The sequence below is a fragment of the Actinacidiphila glaucinigra genome (genome assembly GCF_900188405.1).
In the GTDB taxonomy this organism is placed as follows: domain Bacteria; phylum Actinomycetota; class Actinomycetes; order Streptomycetales; family Streptomycetaceae; genus Actinacidiphila; species Actinacidiphila glaucinigra.
On the sequence record NZ_FZOF01000017.1, the window covers coordinates 86,748 to 102,571 of the forward strand.

10 protein-coding genes are annotated in these 15,824 nt (G+C 73.9%); 9 read left to right on the forward strand and 1 reads right to left on the reverse strand.

Going from position 1 to position 15,824, the window contains the following annotated elements; translation table 11 throughout:
- Nucleotides 1–67 precede the first annotated feature (67 nt).
- The 6 genes from CHF15_RS27820 (at nucleotide 68) to CHF15_RS27845 (ending at nucleotide 5,309) form a co-directional block, all read left to right on the forward strand.
- Complete coding sequence (locus CHF15_RS27820) at nucleotides 68–508, forward strand: MarR family winged helix-turn-helix transcriptional regulator (protein WP_089226626.1); 441 nt, start codon at nucleotides 68–70, stop codon at nucleotides 506–508.
- A gap of 138 nt (nucleotides 509–646) precedes the next feature.
- Complete coding sequence (locus tag CHF15_RS27825; protein WP_089226627.1) at nucleotides 647–1,342, forward strand: SDR family oxidoreductase; 696 nt, start codon at nucleotides 647–649, stop codon at nucleotides 1,340–1,342.
- 144 nt (nucleotides 1,343–1,486) lie between these two features.
- A complete protein-coding gene (locus CHF15_RS46740) occupies nucleotides 1,487–1,858 on the forward strand; it encodes a ClpX C4-type zinc finger protein (protein ID WP_089226628.1) in 372 nt (123 codons plus the stop codon).
- Between the two features lie 219 nt (nucleotides 1,859–2,077).
- Nucleotides 2,078–2,548 carry a cation:proton antiporter regulatory subunit gene (locus CHF15_RS27835; RefSeq protein ID WP_089226629.1) on the forward strand — a complete coding sequence of 157 codons (471 nt, stop codon included), beginning with the start codon at nucleotides 2,078–2,080 and terminating at the stop codon, nucleotides 2,546–2,548.
- Nucleotides 2,549–2,550: 2 nt separating this feature from the next.
- Nucleotides 2,551–3,807, forward strand: coding sequence for a cation:proton antiporter (locus CHF15_RS27840; RefSeq protein WP_089226630.1), 1,257 nt, complete (start codon nucleotides 2,551–2,553; stop codon nucleotides 3,805–3,807).
- 179 nt (nucleotides 3,808–3,986) lie between these two features.
- On the forward strand, nucleotides 3,987–5,309 hold the full coding sequence (locus tag CHF15_RS27845; RefSeq protein ID WP_245939076.1) for an MFS transporter: 1,323 nt from the start codon (nucleotides 3,987–3,989) through the stop codon (nucleotides 5,307–5,309).
- Here the strand turns inward: CHF15_RS27845 and CHF15_RS27850 are convergent.
- Nucleotides 5,275–6,162, reverse strand: coding sequence for a LysR family transcriptional regulator (locus CHF15_RS27850; RefSeq protein WP_089226631.1), 888 nt, complete (start codon nucleotides 6,160–6,162; stop codon nucleotides 5,275–5,277). The genes CHF15_RS27845 and CHF15_RS27850 overlap by 35 nt on opposite strands.
- 313 nt (nucleotides 6,163–6,475) lie before the next feature.
- Between CHF15_RS27850 and CHF15_RS27855 the strand changes: the two genes are divergently transcribed.
- From CHF15_RS27855 to CHF15_RS27865, 3 genes are all read left to right on the forward strand, one after another.
- Nucleotides 6,476–13,825, forward strand: a complete 7,350-nt coding sequence (locus CHF15_RS27855; protein ID WP_245939077.1) for a non-ribosomal peptide synthetase/MFS transporter — start codon at nucleotides 6,476–6,478, stop codon at nucleotides 13,823–13,825.
- A 79-nt stretch (nucleotides 13,826–13,904) separates the two neighbouring features.
- Nucleotides 13,905–14,825, forward strand: a complete 921-nt coding sequence (locus tag CHF15_RS27860; RefSeq protein WP_089226632.1) for a pyridoxal-phosphate dependent enzyme — start codon at nucleotides 13,905–13,907, stop codon at nucleotides 14,823–14,825.
- Entirely contained in the window at nucleotides 14,815–15,768 is a 954-nt protein-coding gene (locus CHF15_RS27865) for a fatty acid desaturase family protein (RefSeq protein WP_089226633.1), read from the forward strand. Before CHF15_RS27860 ends, CHF15_RS27865 begins: the two co-directional genes overlap by 11 nt.
- Nucleotides 15,769–15,824: the final 56 nt, after the last annotated feature.

Below are 15,824 nucleotides of genomic sequence, written 5' to 3' on the forward strand. Positions count from 1 at the left end.
CGAGGATGGCAGCGGGCGCCGAGGACGCACACCGGCGGCCCGGTGAACGGCAGGAGGCGGAAGGCACATGGGCAGGTCCACCCACGACGTCGAGTACGAGCAGATGCTCCTCAGCCGCCACGAACTGCTGCGCCACAGGTCCGGCGCCCTGGACCGCAGCGCCTACATCCTCCTCAGCCGGATCCGGGTCCAGGGGCCGATGTCGATCGGCGAGCTGAGCGAGGCCTTCGCACTCGACACCTCCACCCTCAACCGGCAGACCGCCGCGGCCATGCGCGCCGGCCTCGTGGAGCGCATCCCCGACCCCGAGGGCGGGATGGCCCGCAAGTTCCGCATCACCGCACAGGGCGCCCGGATGCTCGACGAGGAGCGGGACGCCATCATCGGCGGCCTGGACAAGGTCATGGCCGACTGGCCGGACCAGGACATCGCCGCCTTCGCGGGCTACCTCAGGCGCTTCAACACCGACATCGAACGCCTCGCCGGACGGCCCTGGCCCCGCCCCTGAACCGGCACAGCCGATCACCACAGCTGACTTCCATAAATAAATTCAGGTGTTAGCCTGAGTGCGCGGGCCTGCGAAGGCCCGCGTTGTCGAGCTGTGCACGGAGCCCCGCCGAGAGGGCGTGTCGCAAAGGAAGTCCGTATGGAGATCAAGGGATCAGTCGCCCTGGTGACGGGAGCCAACCGGGGGATCGGGTACGCGTTCGCCCGGGCGCTCCTGGAGCACGGCGCGGCGAAGGTCTACGCCGGCGTCCGCGATCCGAAGAGCGTGACCGACCCGGACCTCGTCCCGCTGCGGCTGGACGTGACGGACGAACGGCAGGCGGCCGCGGCGGCCGAGGCCGCGGGGGACGTCTCCATCCTGGTCAACAACGCCGGCGTCGGCGGCGCCACCAGCGGACTCCTGACGGGCGGCCTCGACGGCGCCCGCCAGGCCATGGACGTCAACTACTTCGGCACATGGGCGGTCTCCCAGGCCTTCGCCCCGGTGCTGGCCCGCAACGGCGGCGGGGCACTGGTGAACATGCTGTCGCTGGCCTCCTGGGTCGGGCAGCCGCAGTTCCCCGGTTACGCCGCGTCCAAGGCCGCGCAGTGGTCTCTGACGGACGCCCTGCGCAAGGGCCTGCACGGTCAGGGCACCCTGGTCGTCGGCGTGCACTGCGGATTCGTGGACACCGACCTGAGCGCCTGGACGGACGCGCCGAAGATCAGCGCCGCCAGTGTCGCGGAGCTGACCATGGAGGCCCTGACCCACGACCGGTTCGAGGTCCTCGCCGACGAACAGACGCGCAGCGTCAAGGCCGCCCTCGCGCACCCCCCGACGGTGCCGGCCGCCTGATCCGGTGCTCCGCCCCGGGGGCCCCGCCCAGCGGGGGCAGGACCGCCTTCCATCGCGCGCTCACCGCCACCGGCCGGGTGGTTGTCAGGGTTTCCCTGACACTCCTAGGGTGTCAGGGAAACCCTGACACCCTAGGAGTGAGCCGTGACACTCTCCGACACCCAGGACGAATTCGCCCGCTGCTCCTTCTGCGGCAAGCCGGACCGCGAGGTCGAGAAGCTGGTCGCGGGCCCCGGAGTGCAGATCTGCGACCAGTGCGTGGCGCTGTGCGCGTCGATCATCGACGGGAGCGTGGGCACCCCGGCCCGGCAGCCCGCCCCCCTGTGGGCGTCACTGACCGACCCGGAGATGCTGGGTCACATCCCGCGCGTCGCCGCGCACATCGACCAGGCCGAGACCGATCTGCGCTCATGGGTGCAGGAACTGCGGCGCCGCGGCGTCACCTGGACCCGGATCGGCGAGGCCCTCGGCATCACCCGCCAGTCCGCATGGGAGCGGTTCTCCGGCGAGGAGTGAGCGGATCCCCGGCCCGCCCGCCACCGTGCACCGATCGCCCCGCGCCGCCGCACCGAAAAACGCACCCGCACGCGCGTGCACCCGACCCGGACCGCGGAATAGAACCCGTCCGGTTGAACGTAATAAGGGTGTAAAAGACGCTGGTCAGGCCACCCCGTCGTCCAGTGGCGGACGGGGGGCCCGGCCGGCGTGGAGCGCGGGCCTGCCTGGGAGGCAGCAGTGGGCATACGGCGGACGACCCTTCCGGGCATCGGGACGCAGTACGACGTGACCACGCGCACCGGGCGGAACCTGTCGGTGGTGGTGCACCAGGACGGGCGGCGGTTCCTCGGCTTCTACGAGGCGGACGATCCCGACGCCTGCCGGATGTCGGTCCCGCTGGAGGCCGAAGAAGCCGCGGGGCTGGCGCGGCTGCTGGACCCGACGCCACTGGAGGCGGTGCGGACGGACGGCATCGGGCTGGTCACCGAGCAGATCCCGGTCGGCTCCAGGTCGCCGTACGCCGGGCGGCCGCTGGGCGACACCCGGGCGCGGACACTGACCGGGGCCTCCGTCGTGGCGGTCGTGCGGCGGACGAGCGCGCACCCCTCCCCCGGGCCGGACTTCCGGCTGGCGATCGGGGACATCCTCGTGGCGGTCGGCACGCGTGAGGGTGTGGACGCCCTGGCCGCGATCGTGGCGGGGAGTTGAGGATGCACGACACCACGGCGCTGCTCGTCGAACTCGGTGCCGTCATCCTCGGGCTGGGCATCATCGGTCGCTTCGCGGGCCGGATCGGGCTGTCGCCCGTGCCGCTCTACCTGCTGGCCGGGCTCGCCTTCGGGCACGGCGGCGTCGTACCGCTGTCGGCGAGCGAGGACTTCATCTCCGTGGGGGCCGAGATCGGGGTGGTCCTGCTCCTGCTGCTGCTCGGGCTGGAGTACAGCGCCTCGGAACTGGTCGGCAATCTGCGCGCCCAATACCCCTCTGGGGCCGTGGACTTCGTCCTCAACGCGGTGCCGGGCGCCGTGGCGGCGCTGCTGCTGGGGTGGGGGCCGGTGGCCGCCGTCGCGCTGGCCGGGGTCACCTGGGTCTCCTCGTCGGGAGTCATCGCCAAGGTGCTCACGGACCTCGGCAGGCTCGGCAACCGCGAGACGCCCGCGGTGCTCGGCGTCCTGGTCATCGAGGACCTGGCCATGGCGGTCTACCTGCCGCTGCTGACGACCCTGCTGGCGGGCCTCGGACTGGCGGCCGGAGGGGTGACGCTGGCGATCGCCCTCGGCACCGTGGGCACGGTGCTGTACCTGGCGTTGCGCCATGGACGGCTGCTCAGCAAGGCGGTCTCGTCCGACAACCCCGAGATGCTGCTCCTGGTCGTGCTCGGGCTGGCGCTGGTGGTGGCGGGCATCACGCAGAAGCTCCAGGTGTCGGCGGCCGTCGGCGCGTTCCTGGTGGGCATCGCCCTGTCCGGTGAGGTCGCCAAGGGTGCGGGACGTCTGCTGACCCCGCTGCGCGATCTGTTCGCCGCCGTGTTCTTCGTGTTCTTCGGGCTGTCCACCGATCCGGCGGCCATACCGCCGGTGCTGCTCCCGGCCCTGGCCCTGGCGCTGGTCACCACGGGAACCAAGATCGTCACCGGTTGGTACGCCGCCCGGCGGGCGGGTGTCCACGCGCGGGGGCGGCTGCGGGCGGGCGGCGCGCTCGTCGCACGCGGGGAGTTCTCGATCGTCATCGCGGGCCTCGCCGTCGCCACGGAGCCCCGTATCGGGCCGCTGGCCACCGCGTACGTCCTGATCCTGGTCGTCGCCGGTCCTGTGGCGGCCCGCTACACCGAGCCCGCGGTCGCCGCGCTCGGCCGGCGGCTGGGGCGGGACACGTTCGCCCAGCCGGTGCCGGAGCCCGCCGAGGCCGTCGAGGTCCTCGGGACCTTCGAGGTGACGCCGCCCGAGGACTCCGCCGCCCGGCGGTGAGGGCGATCGGCGATCATCTCCGGTCGAGATGACTGACATCGCGAGTCATCTCCTTCACGGGGGAAGCAATCCTCCGGTGCGGGCGCTGCAGCAGTCGGCCGGGCGGTGCGAGAAGCAGCCCGACCGGCACTCCGCCCGCCCGAACCGCACCACCGGTTCCCGTCACGAGAAGGGCCCTCGTGTCCCCTGCGTCCAAGACCCCCTCCACGCGGCGCCCGGCGCCCGCCGCGACCGCCCAGGGCGTTCCCGGATGGCTGGTCGTGCTGCTGGCCGTCGCTTCCGGGATGACCGTCGCCAACCTCTACTACGCCCAGCCGCTGCTGTCCTCGCTGAGCCACGTCTTCCACCTCGGCACGGCGGCGGCCGGCACGCTGATCACGCTGACCCAGATCGGCTACGTGGCCGGGATGATCTTCCTCGTCCCGCTCGGCGACCGGCTGGAGAAGCGCCGGCTGGTCACCGTGCTGCTCGCCGTCACCACCGTCGCCCTCGCGGTGGCGGGGACCGCCGCGGACTTCCCGGTGCTGCTCGTCGCGTCCCTGGTCAGCGGTGCCACCTCGGTCGTCGCGCAGATCCTGGTGCCGTTCGCCGCGAGCCTCGCGCCCGACCACGCCCGCGGCCGCGTCGTCGGCCGGGTGATGAGCGGCCTGCTCGCCGGGATCCTGCTGTCCCGCACGGTCAGCAGCCTGGTCTCCTCCGCCGCGGGCTGGCGCTACGTCTACCTCGGCTCCGCGGTCCTGATGGCCCTGCTGGCCCTGGCGCTGCGCGCCGCCCTGCCGCAGCACGCGCCGACGACCTCCCTGCCCTACTCCCAGGTCCTGCGCTCGACGCTCCGCCTGGTGCGGACGCATCCGGCGCTGCGGCGCCGGGGGCTGTACCAGGCGGCCATGTTCGGCGCGTTCAGCGCCTTCTGGACCACCGTCTCCTTCCTGCTCACCGGTCCGTTCCACTACTCGCAGATCGGCGTCGCGGTCTTCGCGCTCGTGGGCGCCGCGGGTGCCGCGGTGGCACCGCTGGCCGGCCGCTGGGCGGACCGCGGACTCGTACGTCCCGTCACGGGCATCGCCTTCGGCGTGGCGGCCGTGGCCTTCGCCGCGGCGGGCTTCGGACAGCACAGCATCGTCCTGATCGCCCTCGCCGCCATCCTGCTCGACATGGCCGTGCAGACCACCCTCATCCTCGGACAGCACACCGTCTACCAACTCGACGCCGCCGCACGGTCCCGGCTGAACAGCGCCTTCATCGCCGTCTTCTTCGCGGGAGGCGCGCTCGGGTCGCAGCTCGGGTCGCTCGCATACCACGCGGCCGGCTGGACGGCGGTCAGCGCCCTGGGGGCCGTGCTTCCCCTGATCGGCCTCGCCTACTGGGCGACGGAACGCCGCCGACCGCGAGGGCGCGCCGGCCGCCACCGCGCAGGACCCGGCCGGGCAAGGCCCGACCGGGCAGGCCCCGTCCCGCTGACCGCGCTCAGCCGCGTCCCCCGGCCGCGGTGCGAGGGGTGATGTACCGCAGCAGCGCCTCGACGGCGGGCGCCGGATCGCCTCCGGGCCTGACCACCATGACCTTCCAGGAGGGCGCGTGGCGCTCGAAGCGGCGTACGGCGAGGTCCGGGAAACGGGCGGCGATCGAGGCGGGCATGATGCAGACCCCCAGATCGTGCCGGACCAGTTCGGCCGCGGCGACGATGTCGTTCACCTCGAACACAGGGGTCCGTTCGGTGGTGGCGGCCCGGAACACCCGGTCCACCTCGGAGCGGATCGCCCAGCCGGACGGGAAGTCCACGAAGGGCAGACCGGAGACCTCCTCGAAGGTCACCACGTCGTCCTCCGCGAAGCCGCGCCCCGGCGCGGCGACCAGCAGCATCTGCTCACGCGAGAGCAGACGGGTCACCAGCCCCCGTTGCTGCTGCCGGTCGAGGGCCACCACGGCGAGGTCCACGGTGCCCTCCCGCAGCGCCTGCCGGATGTCGGCCACCGCCGCCTGCCGCAGGCGCACGGTCACGCCGGGATGTTCCGCGCGCAGGCGGGCCAGCGCCCTGTGCAGACCGGCCCAGACCCCCTGCATCGTGCCGACGGTCACCAGACCCCGCAGCTCGCCCCGTACGGCGTCGACCGCCGCACGCGCCTCCTCGGCCGCGCGGAGCGCCGCACGGGCGGCCGGTACGAAGGCCTCCCCTGCCGGGGTCAGCGACACCCGGTGCGTGGTCCGCTCGAAGAGCGCGCTGCCCAGTTCCCGCTCCAGCGTCCGTACGGTGCCGGACACCGCGGACTGCACGACGTGCAGCCGCTGGGCGGCCGCCGTGAACCCGCCCTCCTCGGCGACCGCGACGACCACTTCCATCTGCCGCAGATCCATGCGTACCCAGCTGCCCTTCCGTCGGCCGGCCGGAAGCCGGTCATCTCCGCCGGCGATGATCCACTGCTTACAGCATCGCACCACCGCCGGACCGACGGCCGACCCGCGCGGCACGGATCCGGCAGCCCCCACAAAATGACCATTCGTCACGGGGTCGCATTTGCGTCAACTGCTCTTTCACCACGCTCCATTCACGTGATCGCAGACGAGGTGACCTAGATCATTCACATCATCGTCGCGCGCGTCCCACAAATTCACCGAGGCGTTCCGCTTGGTGCCGCCACAGTGCAGGGACAGTTCCCAGGGAGATCGCGTGCGCACTACACCGGCCGTGGACCCGGCCGCTCCGGCCGGACCCACGGTGGCCGATGCCGTCACCTTCGGCGCCATCGAGAATGCGTCGTCGGACGTGTTCGCCGCGATCGAGGAGCAGGCTCGGCTGACCCCGGACGCCCCGGCCGTCGTCGACGCGACGGGCACTTCCACCTACGCCGAACTGCTGGCCGCCGTCACGCCGTTGGCGCGGGCGCTGCACTCGAACGGGGTGCGCGCGGGGGACCTGGTGGGCCTGTCCCTGCCCCGGGGCCGGGACGCGGTCACGGCGATGCTCGCGGTCCTGCGGGCCGGAGCCGGTTACCTGCCGCTCGACCCGGGCTACCCGGCGGCGCGGCTGGCGGTGATGGTCGAGGAAGCCGCCCCCCGAGTGGTGATCGTCCCGGCCGGCGGCACGGACGGGATCGCCGGCTCCCTCCCGGCGGGGACGCCGGTCATCGCGGTGGACGCCGCCGGAACCGCTCCCCTGCCGGGCACGGCCGCGGCGCCGGAGGACCCCGCGTACGTCGTCTTCACCTCGGGCTCGACGGGTCGGCCCAAGGGCGTGGTCGTTCCGCGGCGCGCCCTGGCGCACTTCTGCCGGGCGGCCGGGGAGCGCTACGGCTTCTCCCCCACCGACCGGGTGCTGCAGTTCGCCTCGCTCAGCTTCGACGCCAGCGTGGAGGAGATCTTCCCGCCGCTCACCGCCGGCGCCACGGTCGTCGTCCGGGACGAGGACATGATCAGCCGTCCCGACGTCTTCCTGGACCGCTGCGCCGGACTCGGCGTCACCGTCCTCGACCTGCCGACCGCGTACTGGCACGAGCTCGTCGGCGCGCTCGAGCACGGCGAGGCGGCGCTCCCCGCGACAGTGCGCACCGTGATCATCGGCGGTGAGGCCGTCCACCCGGAGGCGGTCACCCGCTGGCAGGCGCAGGCCGGCTCCGGGGTGCGGCTGCTCAACACGTACGGCCCCACCGAGACCGCGGTCGTGGCGACCGCCGCCGACCTCACCACGTGGACCGGCGGCGGACCCGTGCCGATCGGCACGCCCCTGTCCGGGGTGACCGTGCGGGTCGTCGCCGCGGACGGCACGACGGCGGCGCCCGGTGAGCCCGGCGAGCTGCGCATCGGCGGCACGGGAGTGGCCACCGGCTACCTCGGGCGTCCGGACCTGACCGCGGACCGCTTCCGGGAGGGACCTGACGGGCGGCGGGAGTACCTGTCGGGCGACCGGGTGCGGCAACTGACGGACGGCGGCCTGGAGTACCTGGGCCGGCTCGACCAGCAGGTCAAGATCCGCGGCTTCCGCGTGGAACCGGGCGAGGTCGAGAGCGCGTTGCGCGAGGTGCGCGGCGTCAGGGACGCCGTCGTCCTCGTCGACGCCGGCGCGGGCGCGCCGCGGCTCGCGGCCCACCTCGTCACCGAGGACGGCGCGCCGGGTACCGATGCCGTCCGTCGCGAGCTGGCCGCGCGGCTGCCGCACTACCTCGTGCCCGCCGTCCTCTCCGTGCACGCCGCCTTCCCGCTGACCGTGCAGGGCAAGGTGGACCGCGCGGCGCTGGCCGCCGCGCCGCCGCCCGTACCCCCGGTCGCTGCGGACGGAGCAGGGGGCTCCTCGCCCGAGGCGCTCGTGGCCGCCGTGTGGAGGGAGCTGCTCGGCGCCGCCGACATCCGTCCCGGCGACGACTTCTTCGCCCTCGGCGGGGACTCGCTCTCCGCCATCCGCATGATCAGCCGGCTGCGGCACGCCCACGGGGCTGAGCTCACGCTCAGCGCGCTCTACGCCGCACCGACACTCGCCGAGGTCGCCGGCGTCCTCCCCGCCGCCGACGCCGCTCCGGGGCCGGCTGCCGCCGCGCGCGACGGCGAGCCCGGTGAGGAGCGCCCGGCCGAGGAGCCGTCGCGCTTCCCGCTCACCGCGCTGCAGCGGGACTTCTGGATGGCCGAGCAGGTGAGCCCCGAACTTCCGGTGCACACCCTCGGCATCCGCTACCGGTGGGCGGATCCCGTCCGCCCCGAGCTGCTGCCCCGGTGCCTCGCCGTACTGGCCGCACGCCATCCCGCCCTGGTGTCCCGTTTCCCGTACGAGGGCGACGGGCCCGTGACGGACGTCGACCGCTCCGCGACCGTCCCGTACGGCGAGGTCGATCTTCGGGACCTGGCGCCGGACGCGGCACGGGCGCGGGCGGCCGCGGAGCGCCGCCGGATCGTGACCGAGCGGACCGACCTGGAGCGCGGCCCGGTGGCGCGCGCGGTGCTGCTGCGCACGCCGGACGGGGACGAACTCCTCCTCGCCGTCCACCACCTGGTCTTCGACGGCTGGTCCGTGGGCGTCCTCGGGGACGCGCTGGCCGAGGTCTACGGCGACCTGAGCGCGGGTCTCGAGCCGCGCCACGCCGCCGCCGACCGCCTCTCGGAGGTGGCCCGGCAGGGGACGGCCGTGTCCGGTCACGCCGGGCTCGCCGCGTACTGGCGCGACCGCTTCGACGGCGCCGACCTGGACCTGGAGCTCCCCGCGGACCGGCCACGGCCGGCCATGGCGACCCACCGCGCGGGCCGGGTCACCCGCGACCTCGACCCGGCGTCGCTCGCGGTGCTGCAGGCATGCGCCAGCGAGCACCGGGTCAGCCTCTTCATGGTCGTCCTGGCGGGCGTGCAGGTCGTCCTCGGCAGGTACAGCGGGCGCAGCGACGTGACGGTCCTGGCACCGGTGGCGGGACGGGAGGATTCCGCGCTGGACCGTGTGGTCGGCTCCGTCCTCAACATCCTGCCGCTGCGTGGCGACCTGACGGGCGAGCCGAGCTTCGCCGCGCTGCTGGGCCGGGTACGGGACGCGGTCCTTCGCGACCTGGAGCACCAGGGCCTGCCGCTGCCGGAGATCGCGGCGGCGGTGCGGCGGGCCGGCGGGGGCAGGCTCGACCCGCTGAGCCGGGTGAGCGTGACCGTGCACAACACGGCGGCGCCGCGCGACCCGCTCTTGGCCTACGCCGGGGACGAGGCGCCCGCCGCGACCATGGCGGACCTGGCGATCGGCCTGGACTTCCCCGCGGACGGACCCGTCCTGACCGTCGACTACGCGGCCGAACTCTTCGACGCCGAGCGCGTCGAGGCCTTCGTGGACCACCTGCTCACCCTCCTGCGCGCCGCGGCCGCCGAGCCCGGCACCGAGGTGGGCCGGCTGCCGCTGCTCACCGAGGCCGCGCGCCACACGGTCCTCCGCACCTGGAACGACAGCGCCGCCGAGATCCCCCCGGCGCACAGCCTGCAGGAGGTCTTCGAACGCTGCGTCGCGCGGCGGCCGGACGCGCCCGCGCTGACCTCGGGCCGGCGGACCGTCAGCTACGACTGGCTCAACCGGAGGGCGAACCGCATCGCCCACCTGCTGCGTGAGCGCGGCGTCCGCCCGGGCGAGCGGGTGGCGATCTGCCTGGACCGCGGGATCGACCTGTTCGCGGCGATGTGGGGCGTCCTCAAGGCGGGCGGCGCCTACGTGCCGCTGGACCCGGCGTACCCGCGCGAGCGTCTGCGCTACATGCTCGAGGACAGCCGGCCGGTGGCGCTGGTCACCCTGCTCGGCCTGGAGGGAGCCCCCGACGCCCCCGGGGGCACGGCCGTCCTCGCGCTCGACCGTGACGCCGCGCTGGTCGACGCCGCGGCGGACTCCGATCCGGTGCCCGCCGGGACGCCGGACGACCCGGCCTACGTCATCTACACCTCCGGTTCCACCGGCCGCCCGAAGGGCGTGGTGGTGACCCACCGCAATCTGGTGCACGCCGCGGCCATGTGGCAGCGCGCCTACCACCTCGACCCCGACTGGACGTACCAGCAGGCCGCGAGCTTCTCCTTCGACATGTTCGTCGGCGAGACGCTGCGCGCGCACTGCACCGGCGGCCGGCTCGTCGTCGTCCCGCGCGAGACGCTGCTGGACCCGGCGGAGCTGTACGCGCTCATGCGCGACGAGGGCGTCCAGTGCACCGAACTGGTGCCGGCCGTACTGCGGGCGCTGCTTGCCCACGCCGAACAGGCCGGTGAGAGCCTGGACTTCGTGCGGCTGCTGATCGGCGGCGGCGAGAAGTGGCAGGTGCGCGAGTACCAGCGGGCGCAGCGTCTGGTCGGCCCCGGCAACCGGGTCGTCAACGCGTACGGCGTCACCGAGGTCACCGTCGACAACGTGTACTTCGACGGGGACGTCGACGACCTGCCCGCCGAGGCGCCACTGCCCATCGGCCGTCCGTTCCCCAACAACCGGGTCTACGTACTGGACGCGTACGGTGCGCCGGTGCCGCCCGGTGTGGTGGGTGAACTCCACCTGGGCGGCGCCGGGGTGTCGCCCGGCTACCACGAGCGGCCGGAGCTGACCGCGGAGCGGTTCGTCCCCGACCCGTACGCCGCCCCGGACGGCGCGGACGGCACCGCGCGCATGTACCGGACGGGGGACAGCGCGCGCTACCGCCGCGACGGCACCGTGGACTTCCTCGGCCGTCTGGACGACCAGGTCAAGGTGAACGGCTACCGGGTGGAACTCGGCGAGGTCGAGGCCGCACTCGGCGCGCTCCCCGGGGCTGCGGCCTCCGCGGCCGCCGTGCACACCCTGCCCTCCGGGGCCGCCCAGCTCGTCGGCTACCTCGTGGCGGCGCCGGAGGCCGCGCTCACCGAGGCGGCGGTGCGCGAGGCCCTGGCGACCGGGCTGCCCACGCACATGGTGCCCGCGCGGGTCGTGTTCCTGCCGCGGCTGCCGCTCACCCCGAACGGCAAGCTCGACCGGCGCGCCCTGCCGGCCCCGCCCGACGCCTCCGACGCCCCGGCGCGCACCGCCCCCCGGAACGCGGCCGAGCGGCGCATCGCGGCGATCTGGGCCGGGACGCTGGGCGTGGAGGAGGAGGCGATCGGCATCGACGACAGCTTCTTCTCCCTCGGCGGGGACTCCTTCGCGGCGCTGCGGATCGTCCGGCAGATCGACCCGGGGCTGGCCCTGGTGGAGCTGTACCGCACCCCGACGGTGCGCGCCCTCGCCGCGCTGCTCGCGGACCGCGCGGAGCGCGGCGAGGAGCAACGGGCGGAACCGGCGCCGCTGCTGCACCGGCTGACCGGGCACGACGCGGATCCGGGCGCGGGCGGCGTCACGGTCGTCGCCGTGCCGTTCTCCGGCGGCAGCGCCGTCGCGTACCGGCCGCTGGCCGAGCAACTGCCCCCGCAGTGGGGGCTGTACGCGGTCGAGCTGCCGGGCCACGACATGAGCAGGCCGGACGACGCGCTGCTGCCGGGCGCCGAGGTCGCCGCCCGGGTGGTGGCGGAACTCGACGCGGTGAAGGGTCCCGTCATGCTTTACGGGCACTGCCTGGGCACGGCGGTGACGCTGGAGGTCGCACGCCAGGCGGAGGCCGCGGGCGTCGACGTCGTGGGCGTCGGCCTGGGCGCGAGCTTCCCCACGGCGCGGCTCCCCGGGCGGTTCTTCGACTGGGTGCACCGGCTGGTGCCCACCGACTGGCTCACCTCCGACCGGGAGTACCTGTCCTACCTGCGGGCGCGGGGCGGTTTCACCGACCTGGACGACCCCGAGCAGGAGCAGTTCGTGCTGCGCAACGTGCGGCACGACGCCCGGGACGCGGAGGAGTACTACACCAGGGCCTACCAGGACGCCGCGGCACCCAGGCTGCGGGCCCCGGTGCTCAGCGTGGTGGGCTCCAGGGACCGGGTCACCGAGCTTTACCAGGAACGCCACCACGAGTGGGAACACTTCGCGGACGAGGTCTCCCTGGCGGTGCTGCCGAAGGCGGGCCACTTCTTCGTCAAGACGCACGCCGAACCGCTGGCCCGGACGCTGGTGGAGCACGCGGAGCGGTGGCAGGGGCCACCGCTCCCGCCGGACGTCCCGCCGCAGGACGGGGTCCGGCCCGCCGGGCGGCCGGTGGCGGACAGGGCGGACGAGCCGCTTCCGCCGCGCGGGCGGCGGGCGGCCGGCGCCAGGGGCGGTGGGGACACCAGGGACACCAGGGACACGAGGCCGAGTCTTTCCCGGTTCGCCGTCGTGGCACTGGGCCAGTTCCTGTCGATGATCGGCAGCAGCCTGAGCACGCTCGTCCTGAGCATCTGGGTGTACCAGCGCACGGGCTCGGTCGCCGACTTCGCGGTGGTCAACGCGGTGGGCATGCTCCCCGGCATCCTCGCCGGGCCGCTGGCAGGAGCAGTGGCGGACCGCTGGAACCGCCGCATGATCATGCTGACCAGCGACGCGGTGGCGGGCCTGGCGATGGGCGGGCTCGGCCTGCTGGTCCTCGGCCGCGGTCTGGAGATGTGGCAGATCTATCTGGCCGTGTCGGTCACCTCCGTCGCGGGCGCCTTCCAGCGCCCCGCCTACCTGGCCGCGGTGGCCCAGCTCGTCCCCAAGCGGTACCTCGGGCACGCGAACGGCATCAGCCAGCTCGGCGTGGGTGTGGGCACGGTCTTCGCGCCCATGATGGGCGCCGGGCTGATCGGGGTCATCGGCGTCTCCGGCGTGATCATGATCGACGTGTGCAGCTTCGCGGCGGGAGTCGTGACCCTGCTGGCGGTCCGTTTCCCCGACACCCTCTTCCGCCGCCGTGACGAGTCGTTCGGCAGGGAGATCACCGGCGGCTGGCGCTACATCGCCCGCCGGCCCGGGCTCCGCGCGGCGTTGCGCTTCTTCGTCATCGACCACGCCTTCTACACCCTCGGGTTCGCGGTCATCACGCCCATGCTGCTCATCGAGCAGTCCCCCCTCATGCTGGGGGCGGCACTCGGCGCCGCCGGTGTCGGCGGCCTCTGCGGCAGCCTGGTGATGGGTCTGTGGGGCGGCACCGCCCGCAGGGCACAGGGCATGATCATCTCCATGGCGGTGGCCAGCCTGGCGATGGCGATGGTCGGCTTCGCCAGCCCGCCGCTGATCGTGGCCGGGATGTTCCTGCTGGCCTTCGGCGAGTCCCTGGCCGACGGCCACTGGATCGCCCTCGTCCAGACCAAGGTCGGCCTGGAGCTCCAGGGCCGGGTACTGGCCATCTTCATGACGCTGATGATGCTGACCATGCCGCTCGGCTACCTGGTCGTCGGCCCCCTGGCCGAGCACTACGTGACGCCGCTCCTGGAGCCCGCCGGCGCCCTTGCGGACACGGTCGGCGTACTGCTCGGCACGGGGCCCGGACGCGGACTCGCGCTGCTCGTCGTCGTCAGCGGACTGCTGCAACTGGGCTGGGCGGCCCGCGGCTGGGCCAACCCCCGGCTGCGCCTGCTCGAGGACGACCTGCCCGACGCCCTGCCCCCGGCGGAGCTCGGCGACCTCGACGACCTCCAGGGCCACGCCGACTCCCAGCTCGTCACGGCCCGCGTCTGACACCCCCGCACGCCGGTGCCCGGCACGACCGTGCCGGGCACCGGAGGCACGTCCGTCCACCACCCCCGAAGGAACCGTCATGCCCACCCCCGCACCGCTGTCCGCCGAAGCGCCCTCGGACGCCTTCGGCACCCCCCTCATCGACGTCTCCGCCCTGGTGCCCGGCGCCCGGGTCCTGGTCAAGGACGAGACGCGCTACGCCTCGGGAAGCCACAAGGAACCCGCCGCCCGCGCCGTCGTGGCCCGCGCCGTGGCCGACGGCCACCGGCACGTCACCATCGCGACCTGCGGCAACTACGGGCGCGCCATGGCCACGGCCTGCCAGGTCGCCGGGGTGGAGTGCACGGTCGTCCTCCCCGCCGGCTGGAGCGACGGCGGCGAGGCGATGCAAGCCGCCGGAGCCCGCGTCCACCTCGTGGACGGGGCCTACGAGGACGCCGTGGACGAGTCCCGCCGGCTGGCCGCCACCGGGGACTGCGTCGACGGCAACGTGGACGGCCCGTACGTCGAGGCCGTGTTCGAGGGGCACGGCGTGGTCGTGTCCGCGCTGCGGGCCGCACTGCCCGAAGCCCCCGCGGCGATCTGGCTGCCCGTCGGCAACGGCACGACCGCCATCGCCGTGCGGCGCCAACTGGAGCTGCTCGGCTGGAACACGGTGATCAACGGTGTCGGCTCGGCCGGCAACAACCCGATGGTGACCTGCTGGCCGGGCCCGTACCGGACCCTGCCGCCGGAGTCCGTCTCCACCACCGACCACAACCAGCCGCTCGTCAACTGGCACGCCCTGCAGGGCGACGAGGCCATGGCGGCGATCGCGGCCACCGGCGGTACCGTCATCGGCGCCGACGACCGGGAACTGTGCGACGCCCGCGACGCGCTGGCCGAGCACGGTGCGTTCCCCACCGCCGCCGGGGCCGTCGCCCTTGCGGGACTGCTCCGCACCGCCCGCTCCGAGGGCCTGGTGCCCGGTACCCACGTGGTGGTGCTCAGTGGCCGTTGACCGGCTCCTCCCCGAGCGCGAGAGCGCCCCGCCCGGCGCCGCGGCCGTCCTGTTCGCACGGCTGCGGGTGACGTCCTTCGACGAGCGGGTCTTCCTCGCCAAGCTGGCCGTCCTGGCGCTCCTCACCTGCGCCGGAGTCGTGCTGGCCGTGCAGCGGAACCTGTGGGCGGCGGGCGCCGGGATCGTCCTGCTGGCGGCCATGTTCACCCACGCGGTCGAGCTGCAGCACCAGTGCCTGCACCACTCGGCCTTCCGGCGCGCGTTCCCCCACCGGCTGGTCGGCGTGCCCCTGGGGATGCCGCTCCTCGTGGTCTACAGCCACTACCGCGTGCGCCATCTGCAGCACCACCGCTACCTGGGCACCCCGCAGGACACGGAGTTCTTCGGCTTCGACACCCGGGGGCCGCTGACCTTCCGGGCGCTGCTGCGCGGGCTGCTGGACTACCCGCGCCTGGGCACCGTCGGCGCGGACGTCGTACGCGCGGTCACGGGACGCTGGACGTACGCGTTCGGGCACATCGCCCCGGCGATGCGGCGGCGGATCGTGACCGAACACGCCCTGCTGGGCGCGGCGGTGGCAGGCGCGGTCGTCCTGGCGTTCCTCGGACACGGCGAGTACGTGCTGCGGTTGTGGGTACTCCCGCTGCTGCTCGCCGTCCCGCTGCACTTCCTGGTGGAACTCCCGGAGCACCTGCTGTGCGACACGCAGACGACGGACGTGCTGCGCAACACACGTTCGATTCGCGGCAGTTGGCTGAGCACCTGGTTCACCAACGGCAACAACCTGCACATCGAGCACCACGCGGCGATGACGGTGCCGATCAACCGCCTCGGCGAGCGCCACGAGGAGACGCGGTCCCTCGCCGTCCACGTGGAGCGCAGCTACGCGGACTTCTACCGGCTCCTCTGGCAGGCGCTCAGAGACCGGCCCGCGGCCCCGTAGCGCCACGGTTCCGCCCGGCACCGCCCGGCACCGCCACAGGACACGACGGCCCTTCC